Genomic DNA, 11,919 nt, shown 5'->3' with positions numbered 1-11,919 from the left:
CCTCGTCCTCCTAAAACAGTGACAGTTTCACATAGCGACCGGGATTTTTCCGGATGTCGGTCACCAGGGCCTCCAGGGCATCCACGGTCCTGTTCAGCTTATCGTACAACTCCTTCTCGGTAATCAGCTTGCCTGCGGTCCCCTCGCCGGCTCTGATACGTGCCGACACCGCCTCGAGATCCTGCATGGAACGGTCGGCCCGGGTCAGCAGGGAAACGCTTCTGTCATACAGCTCGCGGTCGTTGAGCAACATACCGATCGTGCTGTCGCGGGACGTCAGCTTACGGTTCAGCTCCCGGACGTCGTCCGCAGCCTGGTTACTCTTGTCCGCCAGGGCGACCAACTTGGTGTAGAGGGTCTTGTCGTAGATCAACCGGTTCAGGCTGCCGTCGGACGCCTGGATATCCTGAAGGGTCTTGTCGGCTCGTGCCAGAATCTGCATCAGCCGGTCATACGGTTCCCCGCTGCGGGCCAGCCTCCCCAGGGTTCCCTGGCCGTTGTTGATGTTGGCGGCCAGGATTTTCAGTTCGTCGGACAACTTCACCGCATTGACGTAGAGGGTGGTATCGGTGGCCAAAAGCCCCAGGGTCCCCTTGCCGGACTGGACGCTGTCTACGATACTGTTCAACTTTTCAAAGGTGACGCCGGCCTTCTGGGCCACATCGTCAAGGGTATGCACCGACTGGCCGCGAAAATTGTTGCCCGGTACGGCATGGTAGTGCTGGGAGGGCATGATATCCACGTACTTTTCGCCCATCAAACCGCGGGTCTTGATGGTAATCCGGGAGTCGGTCCCCACCTTTTTCAGGGCCTCCCGCTCGACCTCCATCTCGATCCGCACTTCGTTGCTGTTACGGGGGTCCTTGAATCCGACCTGCTGCACCACCCCCACGTCAACGCCGGCCAGCCAGACCGGCGCTCCTTCTTTCAGGCCCACCACGTTGTCCATGGTGACGACCAGCCTGCTGGTGGGGGTGAAGAGCTTGGTCTTCTGCCCCATTAGGAAGATCGCGCCAGCCATGAGCAGCAGCGTTACCATGATGAAGACGCCGGCCCGTACCTGGGCCCAGCCGATTTGATTGCTCCGTTGCATCGTCTATCCAGTCCTCACACAAAGATGGCAGCGGGAACATGCGCGACCTCCCGCCGGCCCGGATGCACCGCATCCGGCGGGGGTCAGTGGTCCCGGAAGCCCAGTACCACCAGAATGCAGCTATGGTCGGCAATGACATTCACCCCGGCCGCCCGACACCGCTCCACCGCCGCCGGGCTCTCCGCCCCCGGCTGCATCCAGACGCTGGTGATCCCCCGGGCAATGGCCGCCTCCACCACCTGCTCGGTCACCGGCGGCGGGGTGATCACGGAAATACTCTTGACCGTATCCGGCAGCTCCGCCACCGAAGCCACACAGGGAATCCCCTCGATGCTGACCGCCTTCGGGTTGACCGGAATCACGGTTTTGCGGTTCTCCAGATAGCAGCGAAGCACCTTATTACCGAACTTGCCGCGGTCCTCGGATGCTCCTACCACACCAAACGCCTCTGCCTGAAAAAACCGGTCGATTTCAGGTGTCATGGTTTCCCCCCGTATCCGCCGGTGCATCTACCGTATTGCACCGTCGCGGCTCTTGCCGTATGCTGACAACATGACATCATTTACCACAATCAGTGAAAAAGTGCACGCCGGAGAACGCCTCAGTTGCGATGACGCCCTGCTGCTTTACGAATCCCGCGACCTGCTGGCCATCGGTGAGCTGGCCGCACTGGCCAATGCCCGGCGCAACGGCGCCAGGGTGTACTTCAACGTCAATCGCCATATCAACCCCACCAATATTTGCGTCAACCGCTGCGCGTTCTGCGCCTTTTCCCGCACCGCCGGCGCCGCCGACGCCTACACCCTTTCCCGCGAGGAGATGGTGCGCCGTGCACGGGAAGCGCAGCACCAGGGAGCCACCGAGGTACACCTGGTGGGGGGGCTGCATCCCGACCTTCCTTTCGATTTTTATCTGGAGTTGCTCAGGGAGATCGGGCAGGCGGCACCGCAGCTGCATATCAAGGCATTCACGGCAGTGGAGATTGACTGGTTTGCCACCATCAGCGGTCTGTCGGCGGAAACGGTTCTGGAGCGCCTGATGGCGGCAGGGCTCGGCTCAATGCCGGCCGGTGGTGCGGAAATCCTGGTGGAAGGGGTACGGCAACGGATCTGCCCGGAAAAGATCAGCGGCCACCGCTGGCTGGAGATTCATCGTCTGGCCCACCGGGCCGGATTGAAAACCAACTGTTCCATGCTGTACGGCCATCTGGAGACGTACGACGATCGGGTACGGCATATGGAGCTGCTGCGGGAGCTGCAGGACGAGACCGGCGGTTTCCAGGTCTTCATCCCCTTGGCCTGGCAACCGGAGAATTCGCCGCTCAAGCTGGACACCCGAGGGACATCCGGTTTGGACGACCTGAAGACCCTGGCCATCGCCCGCCTGTTCCTGGATAACATCCCCCACCTGAAGGCCTACTGGATCATGCTGGGTGAGAAGATCGCCCAGGTGGCCCTCGCCTTCGGCGTCGACGACCTGGACGGCACCGTGGTGGAGGAACGGATCGGCCACGACGCCGGCGCGTCGTCGCCGCAGAGCCTGAGCAGGGAACGGATCTGCCATCTGATCCGCATGGCCGGCAAGCAGCCGGTGGAACGGGACACCCTCTACAACCCGGTGATCCGCTGACGCCCCTCGCCGCTCATTCTCCGAACAACTCGTCAAAAACCTCCTGCACCGTACCGATCCGCTCCGCCTTCCAGGCGTTGGTACCACAGAACACCAGTCCGCTCTCCACATCCCCCCGTTGCGCCCGGTCCAGGGCGGTCACGATGCAGAAGCGTTCACCACTCTCCTTGTAGGAGCATTTCTTCAGGCAGTTCATCCGGCAGGGCGTATGGTGGTCCAGATCATACTGGCGGATGGCGGTGGTATTGGCCACGATGGCCCGCCCCGGCAATCCGGCCGGCGACATCAGCAGGCCGATATCCTCCTGCTTGCAGTTCAGATACGCCTGCTTGAAGGCCGGGTCGGCATCGCACTCCTCCGTCACCACGAAGCGGGAAGCCATCTGTACGCCATCAGCCCCCTCGGACAGGGCGCGCTCCAGGTCGGCACGGTCCCATATGCCACCGGCAGCGATCACCGGTATTTCGGCGGCATACTCGTCCCGGAAAAACTGCTTCACCGCCCGGATGGTGGCGTACTGGTCGTACTCGCCGGTACCGATATTTTCCAGTTTCTCTCCCAAGTGACCACCGGCGGTGTCCGGGTCCTCGATGACCACGGCATCGGGCAGACGCTGGTAACGCTTTTCCCAGGTACGGGCGATCAACTGGGCCGCCCGCACCGATGAGGCGATCGGCACCAGCGCCACTTCCGGCGCATGGGCGGTCAGCTCCGGCAGCGAGAGCGGCAGGCCGGCACCGCAGACGATCACCTTGGCCCCCCCCTCGATGGCAGCTTTGACCAGGGCCTCGAAATCGGAGAGCGCCACCATCACGTTCACGCCGATGACCCCATCCGGCGCGATTGCGTAGGCCTTGCGCAACTCCTCCTTGAACGCCGCCGTCTCAGCCTGGAAGTAATTGCGGCCGTTATAGAAGCTGCTGTTCATGGCGATTCCCGCCGCAGCCACCAGGCCGACCCCGCCGCACTTGGCCACATGTCCCGCAAGATTCCCTCCGGAAATGCGCACTCCCATGCCGCCCTGAATCAGGGGATAGCGAACCTCATATCTTCCGATGCGCAACATTGCCTGACGACCTCCGTAGTACGTAATGGAAGCAGCATAGCAAGCCCGACACAACGGTGATGTAATAGTTTTGTAAAAGCGGGGATGCAAAGGAAGGCTGAATAGGAACGACGAACCGCAAGCGGCCCGACCGGATACCGGGCGGGCCGCTTGCGGGCACTGCTGCGGAACTATTCTAGATCCAGGCGTCGCCGCCGTCGTAGTGCAGGTCTTCGCCCTTTCTGCCACCGGACGCCCGCAGACGGGCCTCCCGTGCGTAGCGCCGCACCCGTTCGGCAGCATCTTCCTGGAAGCCGCACAATCTCTTCCGGGTCTCGCTGCCGGGGGCGGGGGCCAGCAGGAGGGCGGCAACGGCGCCGAACAGGGCGCCGGCGGTGAGCGCAAGAACTGCGGTGGTTACGGCGTTATCGTGTGAACGTGCCATGGGAAGCTCCTTTGTCTCGTCTTTGAATGCCGCTCCGTACTCAACGACCACTACCGCTTGCTCAAGCGGGTGTTAACCATAGTCCGATTCGGCAGGCAAAGTCAATAACGCCTGAAGGGGACCACCGAGTATCGAGCGTACAGCACTCCCCCCCACCTCAACGAAAGCGACCCGGAGACGGTCTGTCTCCGGGTCGTTACCTGACCACCGGGATACGGCTTCCCGTATCCCGGTGTACCTTCCCTACTAACAAGACGGCTTACTTGCCATGAACCGCCTTGATGTCAAACGCCTTGCCGGCACCGTGGCAGGCCATGCAGCTCTCTACCTTGGTGAAAGCGGTGCCCCGGCCGCCAACAGTCACGTTGGCGGGGTTCTCATAAATCGAACCACCATTGAGTCGCATGTGGCTGACAGCAGCCGCGCTGTCATGGCAGCCAAAGCAGGCGGAGGCAACGGGGGAGTGAACCAGGTTACCACCGTTTGCAGGAGTGGGGTCGGCGGTACCCGGGACGCCCGTGGTGTACGTCCAGGTGTTCGTAGTATAGCTGTAGGACGGACGGCTACCGTAGTTACCAGCCGCCACCCATTGGGATTTCCAGATAGCATCAGAACGAATGATGCCGTGCGCCGCATTGTTCCACAGCAGGCTGTTGGAATTTACTGCGTCCGCATTGGCGGCATTGCGGAAATCGTAGGTGCCGGGCAGGTGGCACTGTTCGCAGTTCTTCAGCACGCCCGGATAGGTAACGTGGCTGAAGTCATAACCGCTGTCATAGGTGAAGGGTACGACACGCTTGGCCCCAGCATGAATGCCGTGCATCAGGTCCTTGGCGCTGACCGACCAGCCGCCGCCCAGTTGCGTTGCACTGACATGACCCGTTGAGTAGTCGGGAGTGTGGCAGAGGGCGCACATGTCGCCGCCGTTCCGGACGCCGCTGTGGAAGGTGGGACCAATACCCAGTTGGCCGTGGCAGTTATTGCACTTTGCTGCATCGACGATTTTACGACGGGCCTTCAGCGTAACTCCGTTACCGTTGGTGCCGGTAGCTTCCTTCCAGACCGCGGTGGCCGGAATGTTGAAGGTTTTGGCAGTGAAGCCGGCTACGTTGGTCTGGGCAAAGGCCCCCATGCCGACGACACCGGAAACCATGACGGCATCGTTGGGAATATAACGGGCCGTCAGGTCGGCCGGAAGACCAATGGTTGCAGTGTAGTAACCATCGGCGTCACGGGCTCCCAGAGTACCCTGAGTTCCGTTCCAGATATTGACCAAGCTGGCGCTAATGGATGTATTGAAGTCCGCCGGAGAGGCGATGCCTTCGCGGGGTACGGCAATGGCCGCATACAGCGTGGGGCCACCGGTAAAATTATCCAGCAGCTGGGTTGCTCCTGCAGTATATGCTTTAAAGGTAACCGGCGCACCATCCATCAGGATACGGAACGTAATCTGTGCACGCCGCTTGGTATCACCAGCCGGAGTAACAACCTTCACGTCCTTGATCTGGTACTCGATTTTCTTGGCACCTGCCGGCAAGGCAAGCTGCGAAGCGTAGTCGGTGGTACCGGAGGTAGAGCGATCAATCGTTACGTGATACCTGGTGATATCGGCAGACTTGTGACAGAGAGCGCAGTTGGCATCGTTGGTAGCGGAGCCGCCGATATGGCCGGCGCCGGTGGACCAGTTGACGCCGTCGTGGCAGGAGCCGCAGGCCAGACGGCTGGGCACAGAACTCCAGTTGGCAGCTTGGGGTGCCTTGCTGTGGCATTTCACGCAGTTGGTGATCGGCTGGGGATAGGTGATATGGTTGTAGGCGACACCGGCATAGTCGTAGCCGGTTTTGCCCAGGTGCTCACCCAGGTGCAGCTTGTGGATGAAGACCGGGAAATCACCCTGCACTTCTCCGTCGGCGACATAAGTAGTACCGGTGAAGGCGTTGCCCGTCGAGGTGGAAGCGGCCCGACCGAACTTGCGCTGGTCGGTATGACAGACCACGCAGAAGCGGGCTTCATTGCGGCTGCCGCCGTGGAAACCGAGGGCATTCAACTTGCTATGGCACTCATTGCAGCTCGCGGTACTGACGATGTCACGCTGGGTATTTGCGCTGGTAATCGCCTTACCGGTTGCCGGAATAAAGTCATAGATCAAGTTCAGCGGATCTTTCAGGTTGACTGCTGTCACGCCACTGTTGCTGCCGTCAGCGGTGTTGCTGCCGGTGCCGCGGGCCGCACCTGAAATCTGGATCGCCAGACGGTGGGTCAGGGTCGGATCGTAGGTCAGGTCGCCGAGGTCAGCCTTACGATTGTTACCGGAATCGGTGAATGCCGCCACCTGTTCCTTCACCTTGGTGATGTCGCGGTAGAAGGTATAGGTATAGGTACCGTCACCATGGTCAACCAGGCTACCGATGTTTTCAGTACTGGGACGCTGACCGCCGGTCACTTCGCCGGTGGTGTTGGAAACAGCGGTCACGATGTAGTTGACCCACTTGCTGGGAGAGCCGTTGGTAGCGGGCACCAGCTTGGCCAGCGAGAAGGATACGTTGGGATAGGTGGCAAGCTTGTTCGTGGTCGACTTCGAGGACTGTGCCAGCCCCACCACCGGGTTGCCGGCGCCGTCGCTCACCTTGAACTTGACCACTGGCGGGCTGTTGATGGCAACACTGAGAACTTCGGCTTTAAGCGAAAGGTCAGACCATTGCTCCGGAGCCAGGGCGGCTACCGTGACCGCCGAAGCGGCGTCCTTGCCATCCCTGCCGTCCTTACCGTCCTTGCCGCCGCAGCCACCTAGCATAAACATGGCACTGGCAGCAACCATAAGACCCATCATCTTCCAGCGAATTTGCATACGGTGTTTCTCCTTTTTCTTGATATTCAGGTGTGTCCCAGCGTACTGCACTCTGCTACCCATCCCGGCTCGCGAATCGCTCCTCGCCGCCAGGATCTTTGTCTGCCGCCATGCGCGGAAAGCAGCCGTATCCGCACACCACTGCAGACTGTCGTTTTCGCGCATCCTCCTTTCGTTGGTATCTAGCTTCTTCCAAGCCAGAATAGACAGGGGCAAACATCGCCCCCTGAGTAATTAGTGCTCCCCGCCGTCATGACAACCTGCCGGAGGCTATGGGCAGCCAGCTTCGTACAACACCGGAACGGGGAGGGGTTTACAGCACCCATCTTGAGACAGCGAAAACTAGCAACAGGCGTGCCACAAAAACAACAGAACAATAACAACAGCTTACACACACGCGACCTGCACTCACACACCGAAACGTTCAAAATTGGGCGATCAAATCAGCCAGCTCCGAACACGGAATGCAAAAACATGTCGGTATTACGACATGTTTTCTCAACGCCAAACTTTGTTCAATATCGGGCGATCGACCAACAGGACTATGATTGTCGGGGATGAAATTCCTGGAATAGCAATTACTTGCAATGGAGTGCGTAATCAGACATGGGTGGTGGTGTGTGTGGGGGGGGGGAGTCAGTACGGCTTCGCGATGCCGTACCTGACCATCTTGCTGTAGAGCGTGCCCCGGGAAATTCCCAGGGCCTGAGCAGCCTGGGTCAGGTGCCAGCTTTTTTCTTCCAGCACGGTACGGACGAGGAGTTCTTCGGCAGCAGCAAGACTGCTGTCGTGCAGCGTCAGCATGAAATCATTCTCGGCCCCGGGCAACACCTCCGCCGGCAGGTGTTCCGGAAGAATATGGCGTTTTCGGCAGAATACCACCATACGCTCGACGACATTGGCCAGCTGCCTGACGTTCCCCGGCCAGGGGTACTGACACAGGATGGCCATGGCCGCATCACTGACACCGGCAATTTGCTTCCCAGTCTTCTCGCAGGAGCGTTCCAGGAAGAAGCTCACCAGCAGCGGGATGTCCGGCTTCCGTGCTCTCAATGGCGGAACCGTCAGGGAGACGACATTGATCCGATAATACAGGTCCTCGCGGAACTCCTTATTCTCCATGGCCAGCGTGAGGTCCTTGTTGGTGGCACAGATAACCCGGGTATCCACCTTGATGGTTTCGGTACCACCGACCCTTTGGAAACAGCCAAGCTCCAGAATGCGCAGCAAGGCAACCTGAGTCTGGATTGGGATATCGCCAATTTCGTCAAGAAAGATGGTTCCACCGGATGCGCTTTCGAAGAAGCCGGCCTTACGCTCGGTGGCCCCGGTAAAGGCCCCCTTCTCGTGCCCAAACAAGGCGGCATTGATCAGACTGTCCGTCAAGGCGGCACAGTTAACGCGTACAAACGGCTTGGCCTTGCGACGACTGCCCAGATGAATTGCTTCAGCTATCAGCTCCTTACCGGTACCGCTTTCGCCACTGATCAACACCGTGGCATCGGTACGGGCCACCTGCTGGACCTTGTCAAACAGCTCCAGCATAGTTTTGTCCCTGCCGACCATGGAACTGAGACAGAACGAAGCGCCATCACCATCCAACGACGCCTGCAGCACCTGCTTGTGGTGAATGATTTTCTCCAGTTGCTTGAGTAGCAACGCCATATCCAGCGGCTTGAGAATGTAATCATAGGCTCCAGCGCGCATCGCCTTCACCGCCTTATCTGCGGAATCAACACCGGTCAGTATCAGTACGAAAATATCGGGATGCGTACGGCGAATTTCATCCAGCAGCTCCAAACCATCCATCTGGGGCATCAGCAGATCGGTCAGCACGACATCAGCCGGAAACTCCCGCAACAGCTCCACGGCTTCCCGCCCGCTGGTAGCCGTCATGACCTGAAAACGTTCATCATCCTCCATGCTGCGGCTGAAAAGGCGGCAATAGGAGGGTTCGTCGTCAACGTACAGCAGGCGGCATGGTTCGGCACTCATATAAATTTACCCTCCAGTCAATACTTCCCGTGCTTGGGATGCGGCTTGCCGTACTATTCGGAGCAACTCTTCCATGGTCCACGGCTTGGCAATGAAATGCATGGCAGGGTTGTCCGCCAGCGCCCGCTGTACCGCCTGGGTATCGGCAAACCCGGAAATGATGATGCCGGAAATCCAGGGCCAGCGGCCGGCAACCGTTCGCAGGAAGTCAACCCCGGTAGTGCCGGGCATCCGATAGTCGGACAGCACGACATGCAGCGGCTGCTCGCTTTCGAGAATCCGTAGCGCTTCCTCCACCGTCTGCGCCTGGAAAACCTGAAAGCTGTCATCCTCCAACTGTCTCCGCACTGTGTTGAGAATATTTTTTTCGTCATCCAGACAGAGGACGCGAATGCAGTCAGGCATGGGCCACCCCCAGCTCTACGCCATGGAGCGGCAGCCGTATGGTGAAAACAGTTCCGGCCGGCACGGCGTTCTTCACGACGATCTCGCCATGGTGCCGCTGGATGATTTCGTGGGCGATATGCAGGCCGAGCCCGGTCCCCACTCCCACCTGCTTGGTGGTAAAAAACGGCTCGAAAACTCTCGCACGATATTCTTCGGCGATACCGCAGCCGGTGTCGCCGATGGCGACAAAAAGGCTCTCATCATCGGCCCAGGTAGTAATGGAGATTTCCCCCCATTGCTCGATGGCCTGGGAAGCGTTGATCAACAAGTTCATGAACACCTGATTCAGTTGCTGCGGATAGCAGTAGAGCTTGGGAACCAAGCCGTAGTTTTTCCTGATATCGGCCTTATAACGCAGCTCGTTCCAGACAATACCGAGGGTACTTTCCAGACAGTCATGGATATCTATGGACCGCGCCTCCGGCTCGCCCAGTCGAGAAAAACCCTTCAAGTTCAATACGATTCGCTTGACCCGCTCGGTTCCCTCCAGAGACTCAGCCACCACGGCATCGAACTCCTTGACCAAGTGACTGATTTTCAGCTTCCGGCGTTTTTCCTCGATGGCGGTACGTAGCGACTCTGGAGCACTGGCGACAAATGCCTCTTCCTGCACCTCCAGAAACGAGATCATCTTTGCCCAGTAATTCCTGAGCACCTCCAGGTTACCGGTTACGAATCCGATCGGGTTATTGATATCATGGGCCACGCTGGCAGCCAGCTGCCCGATACAGGCCATCTTATCCTGCTGCACGATGGTCGCCTGCTGCGCCTGCAGATCCTTGTAGGCGCCCTCCAGAGCTGCATTGAGACTATTAAGTTCGCTGGTTCGCTCCTGCACCCGCTGTTCCAGGTGTTCGTTCAGTTCCAGCAGGCGCTCTTCGGCAGACTTTCGTTCGGCTATTTCACTTTCCAACTGCCGGTTCGTCCGGGCTTGCTTGGCAAACTCCTCATTCAGCTGCTGCCGGTTTTCCGAGAGCTGGCGATCAACGTTACCCAGCACCCGGTAGGCAAAACAGAAGAGACCGCCGCTAACCAGCAGACTGAATAACCCCACTTCCGCGAGAAAGGTCCGAAAGGCTCGCGACTCTTCGGTCGAGTCCTTCAGCGTGACAAAATCGCCCACATGCTGCTGCGTCACGTCGTACAGAGGGAAGGAGCGGGCGCTGTATATCCGACCGTTGACGTCAAGCCTCAGACCGGTCTTTTTATGCACGGCTGGTTCGGTAAAAAGCTTGGCAGCCATGCCGGAAGGCAGGGAAAGCGACTGATCGGCAATAACCTTGTCCGCCAGCAACCCCCAGTCGGCATGACGTCCCACCTTTTTCATTCCCGCTTCCCACAGGTCACGCTCGAGATGGCGTTTATCATATGACACGACATAGTCTATTTCAGAAATGGTTTTCAACTCCTGCAAAACAGCACCGATTTCCTGTCCCAACTCAATATAGCCGATCAGTTGCCCATCAACTTTCCAAGGGTGGATGGTTCGCAGACTGAAGGTACCACCACTCCCCAACTCCAACCCCGAAAAAGGTTCCCCACTCTGCATCGCCTGTTGCTTGATGAAGCGGGCCGGGCCGGCTGCCCGTTTTTCCGGTTGGTACACCCGCACAATCTTGGTGAAATTTCTATCGTAAAAATAGACGTGGGAGACCTCCTGATGAATCAGGGCCTTCTCAAGGGTGACAATAGCATGGTGCCGCAGGGCCTCCCAGTCGCTCCCCAGCATGGCGCGTTGGAACCGCTTTTGATCCGAGATAAACGTGATGGCGGTTGACATTGTATCGGCACGGCTCTCGATAAGATTTTTCAGAAGATTTTGCACCCGCTCATAGCGATTTTGCAGGGTAGCGACATACTCGTTCATACGGATGCGATAACTGATGTAAAAAAACGCCATCGTCAGCATAAGAAAGGTGAGCGTAAGTGGAATCAATACCCGGCGACGAATGTTACCCTTCAGCATTGCAGGCCACCCGTCCGGTCCATGCGGGCCAAGTGCCGCCGCACCATCTCCTCGAAATCAAGCTCCCGGTTGCCGCTGCACCCCAGCGATGCCCCGATCTCCGCCGCCAGGATGGCGGCCCGGTACTTGAGCGGCATGCCGCGCATCGACTCGTACAACGATCCCGGCTGGTCAACACAGGCCAGGATCAGCCGGTTGTGACGGTCCGCCAGGATCAGGCGACGGTTGGAGCGCAGCGTCCCCAGCTCCCGCGCCAGGGTGGCCACAGCCGCCGGCTCGTCAGCCATGGCCTGGAAAAAGTAGGGAGACATCCGCTTCCGGAGCCACGCTTCGTTCTCCCGCTCGTCGCACAAAGCGGTTCGTGCCGTATGTCCCGTCCGTTGTGACGCTGTCATGGTGTACCTCCCCCGTGGGATGGAGTTGGCCAGAGTACACCGGTAATGAGCTGCCA

Annotated in this window: 10 protein-coding genes; 1 reads left to right on the top strand and 9 read right to left on the bottom strand. The window is 59.0% G+C overall.

What is annotated here, in order from left to right; all coding sequences use genetic code 11:
- Window positions 1-10: 10 nt before the first annotated feature.
- Window positions 11-1,093 carry an MlaD family protein gene (locus RAK07_RS01810; protein WP_305731152.1) on the bottom strand — a complete coding sequence of 361 codons (1,083 nt, stop codon included), beginning with the start codon at window positions 1,091-1,093 and terminating at the stop codon, window positions 11-13.
- 83 nt (window positions 1,094-1,176) lie between these two features.
- A complete protein-coding gene (locus tag RAK07_RS01805) occupies window positions 1,177-1,575 on the bottom strand; it encodes a CoA-binding protein (RefSeq protein ID WP_305731151.1) in 399 nt (132 codons plus the stop codon).
- A gap of 70 nt (window positions 1,576-1,645) precedes the next feature.
- Between RAK07_RS01805 and mqnE the strand changes: the two genes are divergently transcribed.
- Entirely contained in the window at window positions 1,646-2,722 is a 1,077-nt protein-coding gene (gene mqnE / locus RAK07_RS01800) for an aminofutalosine synthase MqnE (RefSeq protein ID WP_305731150.1), read from the top strand.
- 13 nt (window positions 2,723-2,735) lie between these two features.
- On the opposite strand, the gene RAK07_RS01795 is transcribed toward mqnE, so the two are convergent.
- The 7 genes from RAK07_RS01795 to RAK07_RS01765 form a co-directional block, all read right to left on the bottom strand.
- Window positions 2,736-3,788 (bottom strand): NAD(P)H-dependent flavin oxidoreductase, encoded by a 1,053-nt coding sequence (locus RAK07_RS01795; protein WP_305731149.1) that lies wholly within the window; start codon window positions 3,786-3,788, stop codon window positions 2,736-2,738.
- 175 nt (window positions 3,789-3,963) lie between these two features.
- A complete protein-coding gene (locus RAK07_RS01790) occupies window positions 3,964-4,212 on the bottom strand; it encodes a YtxH domain-containing protein (RefSeq protein WP_305731148.1) in 249 nt (82 codons plus the stop codon).
- A 259-nt stretch (window positions 4,213-4,471) separates the two neighbouring features.
- A complete protein-coding gene (locus RAK07_RS01785; RefSeq protein WP_305731147.1) occupies window positions 4,472-7,060 on the bottom strand; it encodes an OmcA/MtrC family decaheme c-type cytochrome in 2,589 nt (862 codons plus the stop codon).
- Between the two features lie 636 nt (window positions 7,061-7,696).
- The gene (locus tag RAK07_RS01780; RefSeq protein ID WP_305731146.1) at window positions 7,697-9,055 is read right to left on the bottom strand and encodes a sigma-54-dependent transcriptional regulator; all 1,359 of its coding nucleotides are present in this window, start codon (window positions 9,053-9,055) and stop codon (window positions 7,697-7,699) included.
- A 6-nt stretch (window positions 9,056-9,061) separates the two neighbouring features.
- On the bottom strand, window positions 9,062-9,460 hold the full coding sequence (locus tag RAK07_RS01775) for a response regulator (protein ID WP_305731145.1): 399 nt from the start codon (window positions 9,458-9,460) through the stop codon (window positions 9,062-9,064).
- Window positions 9,453-11,369 (bottom strand): ATP-binding protein, encoded by a 1,917-nt coding sequence (locus tag RAK07_RS01770; RefSeq protein WP_305731144.1) that lies wholly within the window; start codon window positions 11,367-11,369, stop codon window positions 9,453-9,455. The genes RAK07_RS01775 and RAK07_RS01770 overlap by 8 nt, the downstream gene beginning before the upstream one ends.
- Window positions 11,370-11,461: 92 nt before the next feature.
- The gene (locus RAK07_RS01765; RefSeq protein ID WP_305731143.1) at window positions 11,462-11,863 is read right to left on the bottom strand and encodes a hypothetical protein; all 402 of its coding nucleotides are present in this window, start codon (window positions 11,861-11,863) and stop codon (window positions 11,462-11,464) included.
- Window positions 11,864-11,919: the final 56 nt, after the last annotated feature.

Source organism: Trichlorobacter ammonificans (genome assembly GCF_933509905.1).
In the GTDB taxonomy this organism is placed as follows: domain Bacteria; phylum Desulfobacterota; class Desulfuromonadia; order Geobacterales; family Pseudopelobacteraceae; genus Trichlorobacter; species Trichlorobacter ammonificans.
Note: the sequence above shows the minus strand (reverse complement) of the source record. Positions and strands in the feature narration are given on the sequence as shown.

What these genes read in the sequence shown, in the direction of transcription:
- RAK07_RS01775 (WP_305731145.1), bottom strand. Translation starts at nt 9,460, where the DNA reads ATGCCTGACTGCATTCGCGTCCTCTGTCTGGATGACGAAAAAAATATT.
- RAK07_RS01785 (WP_305731147.1), bottom strand. Translation starts at nt 7,060, where the DNA reads ATGCAAATTCGCTGGAAGATGATGGGTCTTATGGTTGCTGCCAGTGCC.
- RAK07_RS01795 (WP_305731149.1), bottom strand. Translation starts at nt 3,788, where the DNA reads ATGTTGCGCATCGGAAGATATGAGGTTCGCTATCCCCTGATTCAGGGC.
- RAK07_RS01790 (WP_305731148.1), bottom strand. Translation starts at nt 4,212, where the DNA reads ATGGCACGTTCACACGATAACGCCGTAACCACCGCAGTTCTTGCGCTC.
- RAK07_RS01770 (WP_305731144.1), bottom strand. Translation starts at nt 11,369, where the DNA reads ATGAACGAGTATGTCGCTACCCTGCAAAATCGCTATGAGCGGGTGCAA.
- RAK07_RS01780 (WP_305731146.1), bottom strand. Translation starts at nt 9,055, where the DNA reads ATGAGTGCCGAACCATGCCGCCTGCTGTACGTTGACGACGAACCCTCC.
- RAK07_RS01805 (WP_305731151.1), bottom strand. Translation starts at nt 1,575, where the DNA reads ATGACACCTGAAATCGACCGGTTTTTTCAGGCAGAGGCGTTTGGTGTG.
- RAK07_RS01765 (WP_305731143.1), bottom strand. Translation starts at nt 11,863, where the DNA reads ATGACAGCGTCACAACGGACGGGACATACGGCACGAACCGCTTTGTGC.
- RAK07_RS01810 (WP_305731152.1), bottom strand. Translation starts at nt 1,093, where the DNA reads ATGCAACGGAGCAATCAAATCGGCTGGGCCCAGGTACGGGCCGGCGTC.
- mqnE (WP_305731150.1), top strand. Translation starts at nt 1,646, where the DNA reads ATGACATCATTTACCACAATCAGTGAAAAAGTGCACGCCGGAGAACGC.